The sequence below is a fragment of the Streptomyces marokkonensis genome (assembly GCF_008312835.1).
Classification (GTDB): domain Bacteria; phylum Actinomycetota; class Actinomycetes; order Streptomycetales; family Streptomycetaceae; genus Streptomyces; species Streptomyces marokkonensis_A.
In genome coordinates this window covers 458522-476410 of sequence record NZ_VSKS01000003.1, presented here as the reverse complement: position 1 = coordinate 476410, position 17889 = coordinate 458522, and the positions used below count along the sequence as shown (strand labels likewise).

The following is a 17889-nucleotide window of genomic DNA, read 5'->3' as shown; positions in this document are numbered from 1 at the left end:
GGGGCCGTCTTGGAATGGTCAGAAGGGCAGACCCGGGATGCCGCCCCCGCCCAGGCCCTGGGCCAGCGGGCCGAGCTTCTGCTGCTGCAGCGCCTGGGCGTTCTCGTTGGCCGCCTGGACGGCCGCCACGACCAGGTCCGCGAGGGTCTCGGTGTCCTCCGGGTCCACCGCCTTCGGGTCGATCTTCAGCGCCCGCAGTTCGCCGGAACCGGTGACGGTGGCCTTCACCAGGCCGCCGCCCGCCTGGCCGTCGACCTCCGTACGCGCCAGTTCCTCCTGCGCCCTGGCCAGGTCCTGCTGCATCTTCTGGGCCTGCTGGAGCAGTTGCTGCATGTTGGGCTGGCCACCACCGGGGATCACGATTCAGCTCCTTGGTCGGTCCGTCGGTCCGCATGTCACGGTTTTGCCGTACGGCACGAGCCTACGTGGTCGGGACAGCCGTCGCCCCAGCACTCTTTCGAGTGAGTCCCGCTGGTGGCCCTATACCTGATCACGGCCTTCTTCCGGGCGTAAAAGAGCGCGAACCCCCGACGCCGCCACCCATTGGGCGGTAGGAAGGGTCGGTCGCGCGAGCACCTGGCGTCACACATCACGCACGGACGGTACGCGGGGTCGGCAGGGATCAGCAGGGGTCGGCAGGGTCAGTTCAGTAGGGAGATACCGGGTGGGTCAGCCGGAGATGCAGCCCGAAGGTCGGCCGGACCGGCGGGGCGAGGGGGCGGCCGGAGCGCGGCCGGGCGATCCGGCCGGACGGCGGTTCCCGCTCGGGGACTGGGGCGAGCCGGCGGCCCGGCTGGACGAGCTGTACCGGTGGGTGGAGCGGGGGGCGCTGGACACGGCCGCCTGGTATCTCGAGGACCGGGCGTGGAAGCGGCGGTGCGCGTGGGCGCTGCGGACCGGGACCGCGGCGGGCGCGCTGACCGGGGCGGCGCTGCCGCTGCTCGAGCTGACCGGGGTGGCCGAGGGGACCGCGCCCTGGGGGTACCTGGCGCTGCTGCTCGCGGTGGCGTGTGTCGCCGGGGACCGGTACTTCGGGATGACGTCCGGCTGGATGCGGGACGTGGCGACGGCGCAGGCCCTGCAGCGGCGGCTGCAGGCGTTCCAGTTCGACTGGGCGTCGGAGTGCGTCCGCGAGGTGCTCGGCCCGGCGGAGGGCACGGCGAGCGAGGCGGCCGAGCGGTGCCTGTCGGTGCTGCGGCGGTTCTCGGAGGACGTGACGGAGCTGGTGCGCGTCGAGACGGCCGACTGGATGGTGGAGTTCCGCAGCGGCGGCGCGCCGCTGGGCGTCCGGACGGCGGTGGCCGGCGGGGGGCGCCCGGAGGGCTCCGTCCCGCACGGCCGCTTCCCGTCCGCGCCGGGCCCGGCGCGTCCGAACATGCCGCGGCAGCGTCCGCCCGAGCCGCGCTGAACCCCGCCGTCACGGTGTGTCCCGCGCGCACAGCTCCAGCCCCTCCGGGGTCCAGCAGGGCAGATGGCCGTGGGTGCGGATCACGTCCTGGCCGTTGCCGCGCGCGAGATACGTCAGGAAGCTGGACGCCAGGGAGTCCGCCGGGGGCCGCCCGTAGGTGTAGGCGTACTCGATCTCCCGGTACGGGTAGGAGCTCGTCCCGTGCTCGATGGCGTCGACGGACGGCGGGTCGCCGTCGAGACGCAGCCGGTGCAGCCCCTTCGTGCCGATGACGTGGTTGAGTTCGCTGTAGCCGATCGCGCCGGGCAGGGCGGCGACGGTGTCCAGCACCTGGTCGGTGGAGTCGAGTTCGCAGCGGACCACAGGGGCGGACGGGTCGTCCTTGTGCACGCAGTCGACGGAGGAGTGGGCGATCTCGCCCCGGCCCAGCACGCGGTGCTGGAACACCTGCCGCGTGCCGGAGCCCGCGTCCCGGCTGACCAGGTGGACGGGCAGGTCGGCGCCGCCGAGTTCGCTCCAGTTCGCGATCTCGCCCCGGTACAGCCGCCGTACGTCCGTCGTCGACAGGTTCCGCAGCCGCACGTCGTCGTTGACCACCAGCGCGAACACCGACACCGCGATCCGGTTCTCCCGCAGTTCGGGCAGTCCGCCCGGCTTGGGTCCGTCCGACAGGGCGACCACCGCCGGCGAACCGTGCTCCGCCTCGGCGCCCGCCGCCGCCAGGGCCCGTAGGCCGGCCGTCGACCCGTGCGCGTCCACCTCGATGTGCGGGTCGTCCTCCTCGCAGTCCCGTTCGTACTTCTCCGCGACCTCCCGCAGCACGGGGGCGAACGCCGTCGAGCCGGTGAGCCTCAGCGTGCCGCCCTCGCAGCCGATGGGCGGCGGGCTGTCGTCCTGGGCCACGACGATCACCGCAAGCGCCACCACGCACAGCGTGAGCGTGATGGTGATCAGCCGCGCCGCGCGGCTGAACAGCGGGGCCTTCTCGTCCGGGGTGGCGCTGCGGTTGCGGTGCACCTCGCCCTCGCTCAGGTCGCCGCGCAGTTCGATCTCGTCGCCCACGGCTCCGCCGGAGAGCAGCACCAGCAGCTTGAAGTAGGCGCCCCGGTTCAGCGGGACCCGCGGGACGTGCAGTGTGCCGCCCTGGGCGCCGAACCCCCGTTCCGGGGTGAAGTGCTCGATGAGGTGGCTGGTCGGCGAGGGCTGGGTGACCGAGACACCGAGGATGGTGCGGTCACCGAACTCCACGGTCAGGCCGTGGTCCCCCGGGCTCTGGTAGTCGTCGCGGCCGATGGCCTGGGAGCCGTCGTTCTCGATGCGCAGCAGCACCATGCTGGCGTCGGTCATCCCCGCCGCCGTGTCGAACCAGCCGACCCGCCGGTTGACGCGGCGGCCCGAGCGCTGGTCGTCGCCGATCGGGACGTCCAGCTGGACGCGGTACCCGATCCTCTTGCGGCGCGGCACCCGTCGCTCGTACCAGACCATGACGGCGGAGGCGACGACACCGAGGACCGCCGTCGCCACGGCCACCAGGTTCTCCGCGCTCAGCCAGTCCATCGTGCCGCCCCCGCCACTGCCCGCTCGTCCGACCGGGTGGCCACCGTACGGCCGTGCACGAGCGGGGGCGGCTCACGTCCGGTGAAGTTCACCGGCGTTCGCCGAACGTTCAACCACCTTGGGCGGGCGGGGACTTGGTGCCGCGCGTCCGTCAGTCCCGGGTGTAGGTGAGCTGTTCGCCGTTGCCGGTGTTCACGCGCTTCAGGGAGCCGTCGGGGAGCAGGGTGATCTCGCTGGCCGCACCCGGGGTGCAGGCGCTGCGCGGCCGGCCGACCGTGACGGAGGACGGGCCGATGTCCAGCCGGCCGCCGGAGCTCGCGGTGAGCCGGGCCTCGAAGACGCAGTGGTAGGTGCCGCTACCGGTGGGTCCGTCGGCGACGAGGGACATCACCGTGTCGCCGGCCTCGCCCTGCTGGACGGTCAGCCGGCGGCTGTGCTGCCCGCTCGCGTTGTCGATGGTGGTGGACCAGCTCCCCAGGAACTCCGCCGGGATCGTCCCGTCCGCCGGCGCGGAGGTGCTCGGCTGCTGTGTGCCGGCCGGCTGGTCGGTGCCGGGCGTGCTCGGACCCGTGCTCTGCGACGCGCCGCCCGGCGACGAGGACGCCGACGGTTCGCCGACGGCGCGGTGCTCGCCGTCGCCGCCGCTCATCAGCGCGTACACGGTGCCGCCCGCGCCGAGCGCGACGACCAGCGCGATCAGCACGAGGAGCGCGGTGGACCGGCCGTCCCTGCGCGGCTCGGACGCCGGCCCGTACGGCGGCGGGGCCTGCCCGAACGGCGGCGGCCCGTACGGCGGGGTCCGACCCGCGCCGTAGCCGTTGTACGGGTAGCCGTACGCGGGGGGCTGGGGGTGCTGCTGGGCATGTCCGTACGCACCGCCCGGGGCCGGGCCGGGGGGCGGGGTCGGGGTGTTCCGGCCGGCGACCAGGGTGGGGAGGTGGTCCACACCCGGCTGCCCCGGCGGCGGCGGCGCGGCGGAGTCGTCGGCGGCACGCGCGTGCTCGGGGGTGGCGCCCGGCGGCCCCGCGGTGGGCGCCGCCCGCCCGTCCGCCCCGGCGGAACGGCCCGGCCCCGGCGGCTCCTGCCGCCCCGCGCCCGGCCCGGCCAGGTGCGGCTGACCGGCACCGGGAGCCTCCGGCTGACCGGCGCCGGAGGCGGGGGCCTGCGGCTGACCGGTGCCGGGAGCCTCCGGCTGACCGGCGCCGGGGGCGGGGGCCTGCGGCTGACCGGTGCCGGGGGTCTGCGGCTGACCGGCTCCGGGCCCGGCCGGTCCGGGGGGCAGCGGCTGCCGCGGCCCGGACGCGGCGCCGTACGGCGGCCCGGGAGGAGCCCCGTGCCCCGCGCCGGGGGCGCCCGCCCCGGGCACACCCGGCTGCCCCGCGCCCGGCGCAGCGGGGACCGACCCGGCCGCGGAAGCGCCGGAAGCGGCCGCTCCGGGCTCGCCCGCCCGCGGAGCGCCAGGGGAGGACGGGCCGGGCACGACCGGCGGCGGTGCGGCGGGCCAGGCCGGTGGGCCGGCTGCCGGTCCTCGGCCCGCCGGTGCCGGCGGGTGGCCGGGGGTCTCCGGGTCCTCCGCGTCGAGCAGCCGCACCGCGTGCCGGCCGAGCTGGGCGACCAGGGCGCTCGGCAGCCACGGGTCGCGGGAGCGGCCGTCGACGACGGTGTCCTCCGCGCCGGTGCGTTCCAGCACCCGGTCGAGCGTGGGCCGCGCGGCCGGGTCCTTGCGCAGACAGTCGCGCACGAGGTCGGCGAGCCCCTCGGGCACCCGCTCCAGGTCGGGTTCCTCCTGGGCGATGCGGAACATCAGGGCGTGCACCCCGCTGTTGGCGGTGCCGAAGGGGAGGGCCCCGGTCGCGGCGTAGGCGAGCACCGAGCCGAGGCAGAACACGTCGCAGGCCGGCGTGACGCGGTCGCCGCGCACCTGCTCGGGTGCCATGAAGCCGGGCGAGCCGACGAGCGCGCCGGTGCGGGTGAGCCCCCCGTCGGTCACCGTCTCCAGCGCCCGCGCGATCCCGAAGTCGATGACCCGCGGACCGTCGATGGTGACGAGCACGTTGGACGGCTTGAGGTCGCGGTGGACGATCCCGGCGGCGTGGATGTCCTTCAGCGCGTGCGCGAGACCGGCGGCGAGGATGCGCACCGACCGCTCGGGCAGCGCCCCGTGATCGTGCCCGACCACCTGCTGGAGGCTGGGGCCCGCGACGTACCCGGTGGCGACCCAGGGCACGGGCGCCTCGGTGTCCGCGTCCAGCACCGGCGCCGTCCAGTCGCCGCCGACCTGCCGGGCGGCCCTCACCTCCTGGCGGAAGCGCGCCCGGAACTCCTCCTGCCGGGCCAGCTCCTCGCGGACCAGCTTCACGGCGACCGTGCGCCCCCGGTCGGAGCGGGCGAGATAGACCTGCCCCATGCCACCCGCACCGAGCCGCGCCAGCAGCCGGTACGCCCCGATTCTCCGCGGATCCCCGGCCCCCAGCTTGTCCATCGCTGCGCCGCCTTCCCCCTGCAGTGAGCAACGGATCGAGGATAGTGCGGGGCCGGTGCCGGGCGGGCCGGGTGCCGTCTACGGTTCCGTAACAGGCGGACCGAGGGTGTCGAGCACCTCGGACAGGCGCTCGAGCGCCTGTACCGCGCGGGCGAGTTCCCCCTCGCCGTGCGCCTCCTCGTACGCCTTCGCCAGCCGCTCCGCGAAGGCGGCGTGACCGGGGTCGATGCGGGCGATCGCGGCGCGGCCCTCGTCGGTCGGGGCGAGGAGTTTGGCGCGGCGGTGGGCGGGGTTGGGCCGGTACTCGGCGAGTTGGCGCTCCACCAGCAGGTCGGCGATGCGCTGCACGCTCTGCCGGGTGATGCCCATGGCCCTGGCGATCCCGGAGACCGGCAGCGGTTCGCCGAGGACCGCGCCGAGCACCTGCCACCAGGCCGCGGTGATCCCGGCGGGGCGGGCCAGTTCCTCGGCGACCGCGAGGAACTGGCCGTTCAGCCGGAAGGTACCGAGCGCGCCCCGGCTGAGGAGGTCCTGCCGTTCGCGGCTCACCGGCTCAGCGCCTCCTCGTACGCGGCGTACGCCTCCGGGTCGGAGTCGTGGAACAGCCGGTACCAGGCGTCGGTCACCTTCTCGTCGTAGGCGCCGAGCAGCCGGAAGATCTCGCGGGCGAAGGCGACGGGCTCCGTCGGCCCGGCGGTGACGAGTCCGCGGTCGGTGACGGCGTCGGCCTCGACGTACCGCCCGGCGCCCGCGTATCCGGTCATGGCGAGGTAGGGGGCGGCGCCGCTGGTGTGCGCCCGGTCGTCGAGCAGCCCTTCCCGGGCGAGCCCGGCGGTGGCGCCGCAGATCGCGGCGACGGGCACACCGGCGTCGAGGAAGGCGCGGGCGGTACGGGCGAAGGGGGCGAGGTCGTCGCCCTCGTCCCAGCGGGCGGCGCCGGTGAGGATCAGCAGCGAGCTGTCCTCGGGGCGCAGCTCGTCGAGTGCGAGGTCGGACAGCACCCGGAGTCCGCCGATGCCGGTGACCGGCTCTCCGGACGGGGTGACGGTCCGCACCTCGTAGCCGGCGAGCGCGAGATGGGCGGTGGCGTGACCGGTCTCCCAGTCGGCGAAGGTGTCGTAGAGGGCGAGGTGCACGGGCTTGCGGGTCATGACCGCTCCCTTGGGTGGGTGTCGGGACCATCCTGCGATGACAGCAGTCTGTCATGACGACAGAACACTGTCAATGCATCCCCGGGCCGCTGTCGACAACCTGTCGCGGAAAGCCCCCGACCGCAGACAGGCCGCCGATGTCGCCGCCCCTCGGCCCCGGCTTACCCTCGGCGCCATGACCCCTCAGCCGAACCCCGAGGCCGGCGCCGCCGTCAAGGCCGCCGACCGTGCCCATGTGTTCCACTCCTGGTCCGCCCAGGAGCTCATCGACCCGCTCGCCGTCGCCGGGGCGGAGGGGTCGTACTTCTGGGACTACGACGGCCGGCGCTATCTCGACTTCGCCAGCGGACTCGTCTACACGAACATCGGCTACCAGCACCCGAAGGTCGTCGCCGCGATCCAGGAGCAGGCCGCCCGGATGACGACGTTCGCGCCCGCGTTCGCCGTCGAGGCGCGGTCGGAGGCGGCCCGGCTGATCGCCGAGCGGACCCCGGGCGACCTGGACAAGATCTTCTTCACCAACGGCGGCGCAGACGCCGTCGAGCACGCCCTGCGCATGGCGCGCCTGCACACCGGGCGCCCCAAGGTGCTCTCCGCCTACCGCTCGTACCACGGCGGCACTCAGCAGGCCGTGAACGTCACCGGTGACCCCCGCCGCTGGGCCTCGGACAGCGGCACGGCCGGGGTGGTGCGCTTCTGGGCGCCGTTCCTGTACCGCTCGCGCTTCTACGCCGAGACGGAGGAGCAGGAGTGCGCGCGGGCGCTGGAGCACCTGGAGACGACGATCGCCTTCGAGGGACCCTCGACCGTCGCGGCGATCATCCTGGAGACCGTCCCGGGCACGGCGGGGATCATGGTCCCGCCGCCCGGCTACCTCGCCGGCGTGCGCGAGCTGTGCGACAAGTACGGGATCGTCTTCGTCCTGGACGAGGTCATGGCCGGCTTCGGGCGGACCGGTGAGTGGTTCGCGGCGGACCTGTTCGACGTCACGCCCGACCTGCTGACCTTCGCGAAGGGCGTGAACAGCGGGTACGTGCCGCTGGGTGGCGTCGCGATCTCCGGCGCCATGGCGGAGACGTTCGGCAAGCGGCCCTACCCCGGCGGCCTGACGTACTCCGGGCACCCGCTGGCGTGCGCGGCCGCGGTGGCGACGATCAACGTCATGGCCGAGGAAGGCGTCGTCGAGAACGCGGCCCGGCTGGGCGCCTCCCTCGTCGGGCCGGAGCTGCGGGCGCTCGCCGAGCGGCATCCGTCCGTCGGCGAGGTGCGCGGCGTCGGGATGTTCTGGGCGCTGGAGCTGGTGCGCGACCGGCGGACCCGGGAGCCGCTGGTGCCGTACAACGCGGCCGGTGAGGCGAACGCGCCGATGGCCGCCTTCGCCGCCGCCGCGAAGGAGAGCGGCATCTGGCCCTTCGTGAACATGAACCGCACCCACGTGGTGCCGCCCCTCAACGCGAGCGAGGCGGAGCTGAAGGAAGGACTGGCGGCGCTGGACGCCGCCCTCACGGTGGCGGACGGCTACACGGAGTAACCGAGCGGGGCGGCCGGGGTGACCGGCCGGAGCGGGCGCGGAACGGGCGCGGGGCGGGCTCTCCCCCGCGCCCGTTCGAACGCCTCGCGCCGCACCCGACCGCGTAAGGTGGCGTGCCCGTGGACATTTGCGTGCACGTCACTCGAACGCGATGAGGGAGACGCCCCGACCATGCCCGGCAGCAGCGGCCATGTGGCAGTGACCCGCAGCACCCTGCGGCAGCAGATCGCCGACGCGCTCCGTGACGAGGTGCTGGCCGGGCGGCTCCAGCCGGGGCAGGAGTTCACCGTCAAGGAGATCGCCGAGCAGTACGGCGTGTCCGCGACCCCCGTGCGGGAGGCGCTGGTCGACCTGTCGGCGCAGGGGCTGCTCGACGCCGACCAGCACCGGGGTTTCCGCGTGCACGAGTACACCGGCGACGACTTCCGCGGCATGATCGAGGCCCGCAGCCTGGTGATCGACGGGATGTTCCACGCGCTGGACGAGGGGCACCTGGCCCAGCTCCGGCCGGAGGAGCCCCGGGTCGCCGTCGCCCTCGCCGGGGTGCGCAGGCGCGGCGAGGAGGCCCAGCGCGCGGCCCTCGCCGGCGACGTCACCGTGCTCATCGGCTACGACCTGCGCTTCTGGCGCGAACTCGTGTCCGTGTTCGGCAATCCCTACCTCACCGACTTCCTGCACCGGCTCCGCGTCCAGGGGTGGGTGTACGCGGTGCAGCATCTGCGGCGGCTGCCCGATCTGCGCGGGCGGCTGTGGTCCGAACACACCGGTCTGGTCGATGCGCTGGCGCGCCGTGACACCGCTTGCGCCCGCGCGATCGTCGAGGCGTACAACGCGCACTCGTTGTCCCTCGTCGAAGGGCTGACGGCCGGTGGGATGGGTAAGGGACCTGCACAACGGTCCGCACGGGAGGAGCCGCCCGCACCGGGCGCCGATACCCTTCCCTGACCAGGGTGACCACCCCGACGACCGCGCGATGCGAGGAGCCCTCCTTTGGCCTGTGACCTGTGGCTGGTACCGCTCGTCGACGTGTTGTGCCACACGCCCGACAATCCGTTCGCCGAGGAACTCGCGCAGTACAACGCGGTGCTGGCCGAGTCGGGGCTGCCACCGGTGCCGGTGTACCAGTACATGCCGGGACTGACCGGCGAGGTGGCCCCGGTCGCGGGGTTCGACTACGACGCGCTGCACTTCCTGCGCCGGGTGTACCTGCTCCAGGTGTGCGGGCTGCCGGTCACTCCGGTGGACGAACTGGGCGGCGACTACGAGCAGTTGCTGGAGATGTTCGAGACGACGGCGCAGCAGTCCCACCTCGTGTGGCACTACGACCACGCGGGCGCGTACGTCCCCGTCGACTTCCCGCACCCCCTCTCCAGCGACGAACTCCTCGCCGGCGGCGGCCCGCTGGGTTCCTCCCACGCCCTGCTGCGCGAACTGGAACTCGTCGCCCCGTCCATCGGCATCGACCCGGCGAACCCTCCGGCGCCTCCCGAGCCCCCGCGCGGGCCGACGGAACTGGAGGAGCCGGCCGTCCCGGCCCCGTACGACCCCAGCCCCTTCGCCCGCGAACGCCACGTCTGGCTGGGCCTGCACGCGGCGGCGACCCGGAGCCTGGCACAGGGCTCGATGATCGTGTTCAGCTGAGACCGGTGGATCACCCGTCGCAGGAGCGCCGGTGCTCCAGGTGCGGGAACAGGGCCTCCCACTGGTCCTCGGGGACGCTCAGCGGGAACTTTCCGCACATCTGGTCGTGGAGACGGCCGGTGTCGAGGTCGAGGACGAAGGTGGTGCGGTCGCGCAGGGAGTTGTAGACATCGTCGCCCTCCCGCACGACGGCCATCCACCGCGCGCCGGTGGGCGGTACGAGGACGTCCTTGGCTTCCTCCAGGGTCACGAACTCCGGGGTCGTCCAGCGGCCCTCCGGTCCCAGGTTCCAGAGGCGGTACGGGGGGCTGGTCACGGCATGGCGCCCGTCCGAGGTCAGGTTCAGTGAGGTGACGGCTCGGTCGAGACGGACACCGCCGTCCTTCCGCAGGGGGTCGTCGGGGTCGGAGACGTCCCAGAAGTCGAGGGTGCCGTTGCTGAGCGCGGTCGCCAGTTCGTCCTTCCCGGTGGGGAAGTAGCCGCCGGGAGCGGCGGGAAGCCGCCCGGCCTCCCGAGGGGCCGCGGGCCGGGAGAGGTCCCAGAGCCGGATCTCGTCCGTCGTGTCCTCCGTGATGAGCAACTGCGAGTCGGTGACGTACCCCGCGCCCTCCTCGAGCGCCGCTCCCTCGATCTTCCCGCCCTTGCGGGGGTCATCCGGGTCGGAGACGTTCCAGAACCTCAGGTCCTCACCCTTCTCGACGGTCACCAGCGAGTGCGGCCCCGCGAACCAGAGGTCCCCGGACGAGCCCAGGCCACCACCCATCTCGGCCGCGACGGCGCCCCTGCGCGACGGTTCCGCCGGGTCCGTCACGTCCCACAGGGCGACCTCGGGCTCCTGCTGGGAGCCGACGGCCAGCAGACGGCCGTCGGGGCTGACGACGGCACGGGGGGCTTGGGCGGTGAGCGGCACACTGCCGCCCCTCTTCGGCGGCCCGGTCTCGCCGAACTCCCAGAGCTGGAAGACATGGTCCTGTCCGCCCGTCCACCGGTGTGCCAGCAGGACGGGACGCTCGCCACTGGTCAGGAAGTACCGGGCCTCCCATTCCTCGGGGAGGGTGTACCGGAGCCTGGGCCTGAGGGGATCGCCGATGTCCCACACCTGGGTGATCGAGTCGCCGTCGGCGTTCTCGGTCTCCGTCAGCACCAGGGTGCCGTCCGCGCTGAACGCCGACGCCCCGGCCGGATGCCCCCGGGGCACGGAGCCCGGGAATGAGGGCGCCCAGGCGCTCCGGGTCCACAGCCGCACCTCGCCGTCCGTCTCCCCCGCCGCCAGCCAGTCGCCGTCGGGGCGGTAGGCGACCGACTGGACGGATTCCCCGGCCGGGTGGCGGGGGAACATCGGCGGGTCGTTCGCCAGGACCGACGTCTTCGCGTCCGTCCGCATCCTGATGACGCCGCTTCCCTGGACGGCTCCCGCCATGAAACGGCCGTCTCTGCTGAAGCTCAGCGAGCGGACATCGTCCGCCGTGCCCCAGGAGTCCGCCAAGTCGTCCATCGGGACCCGCCGCAGTTCCCGTCCGTCGTCCGACAGCCGCCACCAGGCGACGGTCGAACCGCCGCCGACCGCCACCACCAGATCGCGCCGTGGGTGCGTGCCGACCGTGATGAGGGTCTTCGCCCTCTCCGTGTCCCGCAGCACGGGACGCGCCGGGTCCGCGACGTCCCACAGCCGCACCTGCGCGGGCGCGGCACTCGAGCCCTCACCGTGGCCGTTCCCGGTGATCAGGTGGTGTCCGTCGCGGGTGAACGCCACGGAGACCAGGTCCGCGTCGACCACCGTCCGCTCGGCGCGCAGCGCGGGGCGGTCCGGGTCGCTCATGTCCCACAGCCGCAAGCGGCCCTCCGCGCTGCCCGCGGCGAGGGTCCTGCCGTCCTCGCTGAACGCCACGGAGTACGTCGTTCCGCCGGTGACCGGCACGTCGGCCAGCCGCTTGGGTTCGCGCGGGTCCGCGATGTCCCACACCGTCAGCCGCTCCGCCGACTGAGCGGCCAGCAGGGGCCGTTCGGGATGCGCGGCCACGGCCACCGTGCCTCCCGCCGCGATGCGGTCCGCCTTGACGGGAACAGCCGGTTCGGTGGTGTCCCACAACTGCACCCGGCCGCCGCGGTGGCTCGCGGCCAGGACCTCGCCGTCGGCCCGCCAGGCGACATTGAGGACGGGCTCGCGGTGCGTTTCCTCCGGAGTGAGATGGACCGGGGCGAAGGTCATGGCGGACTCGTACAGGGCGGCGCGCGTCTCCGGGGTTTCCGCCGTGCGGTACGCGGCCAGGCTGAGCCGCAGCGCCGTCTGCGGGTCGTGTGCGCGTACGGCGGCGGCGCGGGCGGCGATCTCACGGGCGATCAGCCGTTCCTCCCGGCTCGCCGCCTGCCCGTTCTCGTACAGCGCCCATCCGGCGAGGGTCGTCGCCACCAGCGCCAGCGCCGACAGACCCGCGGTCCAGGCACGCGTGACGGCCCGCCGGCGCCGTCGCGCCCGCTCACCGGCGGCCACGAAGTCCCGGACCACCACGGGGACCGGGACCGGCGCGGGGCCCGCCGCCCGGTCCGTCAGCTCCCGTGCCCGTTCCAGGGCGTCACCCGCGTACAGCCCGCTCGCCCGGCGCCCCGTCTCGTCCCAGCCCTCCGCCGCGGCGGTGAGCCGGCGCAGCCTCAGCAGATCGTCCCGCGCCTCGTCGATCCACGCGGTCAGCGGCTTCCAGGCGTGCAGCAGCGAGTCGTGCCCCAGGCGGGCCCCGCCGTGCTCGTCCACGACGACCAGCCGGGCGTCGGACAGCCGCCGCAGCAGATCGCCCGCGCCGGTCAGCTCCTCGCGGGGCACCCGGCGCCGGACCAGCCTGCCCTCGCCATCGGCGACGTGCACCATCGACAGCATCAGGGCCCGCAGCCGGGTCCGGCCCGCCGCGTCGAGCCCGTCGTGGATCTCGTCGGCGGTGCGGGCGACGGCCTCCCGGATGCCACCCGCCTGCTGGTACGCGGCGTAGGTGAGGGTCGCACCGCGCCGGCGCAGCCAGATCTCCCGCAGCACGTGGGCGAGGTACGGCAGCGCCGCCGCGTCGCCCGCCCCCGCCCCCCGCTCCTCGTTGACCTCCCGCCGCAGGATCCGCGGGACGCCCTCCTCCCAGGTCAGCCCCGCGTACCGGGCCGGTTCGGTGATCGCCGCCTCGATCTCGCCGTCGCCCATCGCGGGCACGGTGAAGTGGCCCCGCTCCGCGAACGGGGCCAGGTGGGGGTCCTTGAGGACGTCGTCGAGGTAGTCGGCGCGCAGCGCCAGCACGATCCGGGGGCCGTCGGTGGCGGCGAGCACCGCGGCGAGGCGGCGGCGCTCGTCCGCGCCGGTGGCGTGGGTGACGCACTCCTCCAGCTGGTCGACGACCAGGACGCCGGGAGCCGGACGGGTCCCCGGCGGGCCGAAGCTACCCCGCTCGAGGTCCCGTAATACGTCCGCCGGCGGCCGTCCCACGGCGGCCGACCAGGCCTCGGCCACCGCGTCGAGCGGCCGCGTGCCCGGCGCGGGCACGATCCGCACCGGCCCCGGCCCCGCCTCCTCCGCCGCGGCGGTCAGCCCGGCCCGCAGCAGCGAGGACTTGCCCACCCCGGAGGTGCCGATGACCAGCAGCGGCTCACCGGGCCGGGTTCCGCGCACCCGGTCCAGCAGCCGCCGGGTCACCTCGTCACGGCCGAAGAACAGGTGGTGCTGCTCGGGCAGGAACGGCAGGATCCCCGGGTACGGGCACACCGCGTCCGGGTCGGCGGGCGCGGGTTCGTCCTCCCCCGTGGCGGGGGCGTAGCGGCGGTTCGCGGTGAGGACGAGTTCCGCCATGCGCGCGGTGCCGCCACCGTGGGGGCGGGCGGCGACGCCCTGGAGCCGCTGGTCCAGGAGCCGGTACACGCTGCCCGTGGTCAGCCACCGCGGCCCGCCCGCGTCACCCTCGCGCAGCAGCTCCAGCAGCAGGCCGGAGAAGAGGGTGTACTCCGCGTCCTCGGGGGCGTAGGCCACCGTGCCGGGCAGCGCGGACCCCAGCAGGTAACTGCCGTCGGGACGGGCGCCGGCGAACGGGTCGGACGCGGGCGGACGCCCCGGTTCCCGCGCGTTGCCGGCGAAGCAGCAGTCGAGGATCACCACCGGGTCCGCGGCGGCGTCGCCGAGATACCGCTCGACCTCGGAGTACGGCACGCTGTGCGCGGTGTCCGTGAGCGACTTGGTGGCCGCCGTCGCCAGATACAGCCGCCCGCCCGGGCCGCGCAGCCCGTGGCCGACGTGGACGAACAGCACGACACCGGCGTCGTACCGCTCCTCGTTCGGGGCGGCCCGGTCGGCGGCCTCGGTCAGCGCCTGCAGCACCTCGCTCGGGGAAGCAGGGTCCGTCAGCAGCCGCACCCGGTCGCCCATCCCGCACTCGGTACGCAGGGCCTCGGCCAGGGCGCGGGCGGAACGGACCGCGGAGGGCAGGTCGTGCAGCAGGTCGCCGGGGTGGGTGCCGACGCCGACGACGACGGCGTGAGCGCCGGCGCCGGTCAGTCCGGGAGGCCGTGGCGCCACGGCGTCAGCGGCTCGCCCCGCCGGCGGCGTCCGCCCCGCCGGCGCCGGTGCCGCCACCGTTCGTGCCGGCGGCTCCGCCCGTCCCGTCGGGCTGCTGGAGGGCACGGGCGATCCGCTCGGCCACCTCGGAGCTGCCCGCGGAGTCCAGTCCTCGCACCTTCTCCGACGCGACGACGACCTGGGTGCCGTCCGGCAGGTTGACGGTGACGGTCTGGTTGCCGCGCCGGTTCTGCAGCCACACCACGACGGCCGCCCCCACGGCCGCCGTCGGACCGCCCGGCGCGAGCAACAGCGTCACCAGCTCGCTCCACGCGCCCATCGCCCCCGCCGGAGGACTCACCGGCGTCTCGCGCCGGACCAGCCCGCGCAGCCGCGGATCCTGCCGCAGCCACTCGTACAGCCCGTCGCCGGCACCCACGGCCCGTTCCCCGGCCCCCACGTCCACGGACAGAGTGACTCGCACCTTGCTCCTCCTGAAAAACGGCCGCACCCGATCGCCACTCGGCCACCCGACGCTAACAAGCCGACGTCCGCCGGGAGTAGAGAACTTGCGGACATGTTCAGGAGTGCCCCGGGCCTGCGGAAGCGGGACGGCCGGCCGGTGCGGTGCACCGGCCGGCCGTCCCGCTTCCGACGTCCGGACCTCCGGATCCCGGGGAAGGAGAACTCAGAGGAACGAGTTGATCTCGATCGTCTCGTCGCGGCCCGGACCCACGCCGATCGCGGAGATCGGGGCGCCGGACATCTCCTCCAGGGCCTTGACGTAGGCCTGGGCGTTCTTCGGCAGGTCGGAGAAGGACTTCGCCTTGCTGATGTCCTCGCTCCAGCCCGGCAGCATCTCGTAGACCGGCTTCGCGTGGTGGAAGTCGGTCTGCGAGTACGGCAGCTCCTCGACGCGCTTGCCGTCGATCTCGTACGCCACGCAGACCGGGATCTGCTCCCAGCCGGTGAGGACGTCGAGCTTGGTGAGGAAGAAGTCGGTGAGGCCGTTGACGCGGGTGGCGTAGCGGGCGATCACCGCGTCGAACCAGCCGCAGCGGCGGTCGCGGCCGGTGGTGACGCCGCGCTCGCCGCCGATACGGCGCAGGGCCTCGCCGTCCTCGTCGAAGAGCTCGGTCGGGAACGGGCCGGCGCCGACGCGGGTCGTGTACGCCTTGAGGATGCCGATGACACGGCTGATCTTCGTCGGGCCCACGCCCGCGCCCGTGCAGGCGCCGCCCGCGGTCGGGTTGGACGAGGTGACGAAGGGGTACGTGCCGTGGTCGATGTCGAGGAGCGTGCCCTGGCCGCCCTCGAAGAGGACCACCTTGTCCTGCTCCAGCGCCTGGTTCAGCACCAGCACCGTGTCGGCGACGTACGGGGCGAGCTTGTCCGCGTAGACCAGCAGCTCCTCGACCACCTGCTCCACGGCGATCGCGCGCCGGTTGTAGAGCTTGGTGAGCATCTGGTTCTTGACGTCGAGGGCCGCCTCCACCTTCTGGGTCAGGATCGACTCGTCGTACAGGTCCTGGACCCGGATGCCGACGCGGTTGATCTTGTCGGCGTAGGTCGGGCCGATACCCCGGCCCGTGGTCCCGATCTTGCGCTTGCCGAGGAAGCGCTCGGTCACCTTGTCCACCGTCACGTTGTACGGCGTGATGATGTGCGCGTTTCCGCTGATCAGGAGCTTGGACGTGTCGACGCCGCGCTCGTTCAGACCGCTCAGCTCGGAGAGCAGGACCGACGGGTCGACGACGACGCCGTTACCGATGACCGGCGTGCAGCCGGGAGACAGGATTCCGGAAGGGAGCAGGTGGAGGGCGTACTTCTGGTCACCCACGACTACCGTGTGGCCGGCGTTGTTGCCGCCCTGGTAGCGCACCACATAGTCGACGGAACCACCGAGCAGGTCCGTCGCCTTTCCCTTGCCTTCGTCACCCCACTGAGCACCGAGCAGCACAAGTGCGGGCACGCGCGTACACCCCTTCCGGGCGGGGCATGTCCAAGGTCAGGGGCGCACACGGAGGATCACCGCCGCGTGCACCGCGACCACCGTTGGCCGCCAACCGTCGGACCGGATGCCCCGGAATAGACGAAGCCCCTGGCGCAATAGCGCAAGGGGCTCTTGCACAAAGATGCTACCCGAGGAAGCGAGGCATGGCCGAGGTGGCGACTTCCAGGACCTTTTCCGCGACGTCCGATCAGCTCCTGGTGGTCATCGATCCGGTCGCCCGACGGGCGGACGGCGAGTCCGTCCGGATCGCGAAAGACGTGCTGAGCGCGGGTGCGGCGGGCACGAAGGTGTGTCTGCCGGACGGCCCGGAGGAGTTCGCCCGGGCGCTGGCACGGCGCGGGGCGCGGCGGCCGGTGGTGGTCGGCGACGACCGGGCCCTGGTGCGGACGGTGTCGCTGCTGCACCGGCGGCGGGAGCTGGCCGGATGCGCGCTGTCGCTGGTGCCGGTGGGCGGCGCGGTCTCCCTCGCCCGGTCGCTGGGGGTGCCCACGGGAACGGTGGCGGCGGCCCGGGCGGTGCTGGACGGGGCCGAGCAGCGGATGGACCTCCTGGTGGACGACAGCGACGGGGTGGTGCTCGGCGCGCTGCGGATCCCGCCGGTCGGGGGCCTCACCCGGATGCGGGAGGCGTCCGGCGCGGGCCGTCCCTGGTTGCGCGGCCTCGTGCGGACCCTGGTGCCGGCCAGGCCGCCGGGGGCCGTCTCCGCACCCGCGGCGGGGCCGGCGCGGCTGCGGGTGGAGGTCGACGGGGAGACGCTCGTGGACCTGCGGCAGCCGGTGGAGGGCGTCTCGGTCGTCCCCTCAGCCTCCGGGTCGGCCCGGGTCGAGGTGCGACCGGTGTCGGTGGGCGCCGAGGCGACCCCGCTGTCGGCCGAGGGCCGCACGGTGACCGTGTCGGGCGCGCACTTCCGCTACCGGGCGGACGCGGTGGTGTCGGGGCCGGTGCGGACGCGGACGTGGGTGGTGCGGGACGCGGCGTGGGGGCTGGTCCTGCCGGCGGAGTAGCGGGTGCGCCGGGTCCGCGGGCCCGCGCCCGTCACCCCCGCCCGAACCGCTCCTCCCGGTGGGCCCGCCAGCGCTCCATCATCGCCTCGACCTCCTTCTCCACGAACTCGAGGAAGGCCAGCGTCTCCGCCAGCCGGCGGCCCGCCGGCGTCTGTTCCCCCAGGCTGGTGACGCCCTCCCGGAGCGCGTCCTCCCAGCGGCGGATGACGGCCTCGCGGTTGGTGAGGGCCTCGTACCACTGGTCGCCGTGGACCCGGTACCGCTCCCGGCGCGATCCGGGCTCGCGCTCCCGGGACACCATGTGCTGCTGCGCCAGATAGCGCACCGCGCCGGAGACCGCGGCCGGGGAGATCCTGAGCTGTCCGCCCAGCTCGGCGGAGGTCAGGAGGCCGGTGTCGGACGCGAGCAGGGCCGCGAACACGCGGGCGGGCATGCGCGGCAGGCCGGCCTCCACCAGCTGTGCCGCGAAGTGCTCCACGAACCGGGAGACCGCCTCCGGGTCCCGGGCCGTCCCGCGCGGTTCCGCCATGGTCCGATCATCTCCCCTGCTCAGGCGCCATGGATCAGTCTAGCCCGCGATTT

At 74.1% G+C, this 17889-nt stretch carries 14 protein-coding genes; 5 read left to right on the top strand and 9 right to left on the bottom strand.

Annotated features, from left to right (window positions below):
• Positions 1-18: 18 nt before the first annotated feature.
• Positions 19-360, bottom strand: a complete 342-nt coding sequence (locus F1615_RS07915; protein ID WP_078903235.1) for a YbaB/EbfC family nucleoid-associated protein — start codon at positions 358-360, stop codon at positions 19-21.
• A 304-nt stretch (positions 361-664) separates the two neighbouring features.
• Between F1615_RS07915 and F1615_RS07910 the strand changes: the two genes are divergently transcribed.
• Positions 665-1408, top strand: a complete 744-nt coding sequence (locus tag F1615_RS07910; RefSeq protein WP_149548144.1) for an SLATT domain-containing protein — start codon at positions 665-667, stop codon at positions 1406-1408.
• Between the two features lie 9 nt (positions 1409-1417).
• Here F1615_RS07910 and F1615_RS07905 read toward each other — a convergent pair whose 3' ends face one another.
• From F1615_RS07905 to F1615_RS07890, 4 genes are all read right to left on the bottom strand, one after another.
• Positions 1418-2965 carry a substrate-binding domain-containing protein gene (locus tag F1615_RS07905; RefSeq protein ID WP_149548143.1) on the bottom strand — a complete coding sequence of 516 codons (1548 nt, stop codon included), beginning with the start codon at positions 2963-2965 and terminating at the stop codon, positions 1418-1420.
• Between the two features lie 151 nt (positions 2966-3116).
• The gene (locus F1615_RS07900) at positions 3117-5447 is read right to left on the bottom strand and encodes a serine/threonine-protein kinase (RefSeq protein WP_149548142.1); all 2331 of its coding nucleotides are present in this window, start codon (positions 5445-5447) and stop codon (positions 3117-3119) included.
• Between the two features lie 78 nt (positions 5448-5525).
• A complete protein-coding gene (locus F1615_RS07895; protein WP_149548141.1) occupies positions 5526-5996 on the bottom strand; it encodes a MarR family winged helix-turn-helix transcriptional regulator in 471 nt (156 codons plus the stop codon).
• Positions 5993-6598 carry a type 1 glutamine amidotransferase family protein gene (locus F1615_RS07890; protein ID WP_149548140.1) on the bottom strand — a complete coding sequence of 202 codons (606 nt, stop codon included), beginning with the start codon at positions 6596-6598 and terminating at the stop codon, positions 5993-5995. Before F1615_RS07890 ends, F1615_RS07895 begins: the two co-directional genes overlap by 4 nt.
• 175 nt (positions 6599-6773) lie before the next feature.
• Between F1615_RS07890 and F1615_RS07885 the strand changes: the two genes are divergently transcribed.
• The 3 genes from F1615_RS07885 (at position 6774) to F1615_RS07875 (ending at position 9770) form a co-directional block, all read left to right on the top strand.
• The gene (locus F1615_RS07885) at positions 6774-8129 is read left to right on the top strand and encodes an aspartate aminotransferase family protein (RefSeq protein WP_149548139.1); all 1356 of its coding nucleotides are present in this window, start codon (positions 6774-6776) and stop codon (positions 8127-8129) included.
• A 171-nt stretch (positions 8130-8300) separates the two neighbouring features.
• Positions 8301-9074 (top strand): GntR family transcriptional regulator, encoded by a 774-nt coding sequence (locus F1615_RS07880; protein WP_149548138.1) that lies wholly within the window; start codon positions 8301-8303, stop codon positions 9072-9074.
• A gap of 45 nt (positions 9075-9119) precedes the next feature.
• Positions 9120-9770 (top strand): hypothetical protein, encoded by a 651-nt coding sequence (locus F1615_RS07875; RefSeq protein ID WP_149548137.1) that lies wholly within the window; start codon positions 9120-9122, stop codon positions 9768-9770.
• Positions 9771-9780: 10 nt separating this feature from the next.
• On the opposite strand, the gene F1615_RS07870 is transcribed toward F1615_RS07875, so the two are convergent.
• The 3 genes from F1615_RS07870 to F1615_RS07860 all read right to left on the bottom strand — a co-directional run bounded on the left by F1615_RS07870 (position 9781) and on the right by F1615_RS07860 (position 16261).
• Positions 9781-14310: a caspase, EACC1-associated type gene (locus F1615_RS07870; protein ID WP_149548136.1), complete on the bottom strand. Its 4530-nt coding sequence runs from the start codon at positions 14308-14310 to the stop codon at positions 9781-9783.
• A gap of 4 nt (positions 14311-14314) precedes the next feature.
• Positions 14315-14773 (bottom strand): effector-associated constant component EACC1, encoded by a 459-nt coding sequence (locus tag F1615_RS07865; RefSeq protein WP_149548135.1) that lies wholly within the window; start codon positions 14771-14773, stop codon positions 14315-14317.
• A 204-nt stretch (positions 14774-14977) separates the two neighbouring features.
• Positions 14978-16261 carry an adenylosuccinate synthase gene (locus F1615_RS07860; protein WP_149548134.1) on the bottom strand — a complete coding sequence of 428 codons (1284 nt, stop codon included), beginning with the start codon at positions 16259-16261 and terminating at the stop codon, positions 14978-14980.
• A gap of 185 nt (positions 16262-16446) precedes the next feature.
• Here F1615_RS07860 and F1615_RS07855 point away from each other — a divergent pair, with 185 nt between their 5' ends.
• A complete protein-coding gene (locus F1615_RS07855; protein WP_149548133.1) occupies positions 16447-17307 on the top strand; it encodes a diacylglycerol kinase family protein in 861 nt (286 codons plus the stop codon).
• Positions 17308-17338: 31 nt separating this feature from the next.
• Here the strand turns inward: F1615_RS07855 and F1615_RS07850 are convergent, their stop codons facing one another.
• Complete coding sequence (locus F1615_RS07850; protein ID WP_149548132.1) at positions 17339-17836, bottom strand: GbsR/MarR family transcriptional regulator; 498 nt, start codon at positions 17834-17836, stop codon at positions 17339-17341.
• Positions 17837-17889 lie beyond the last annotated feature (53 nt).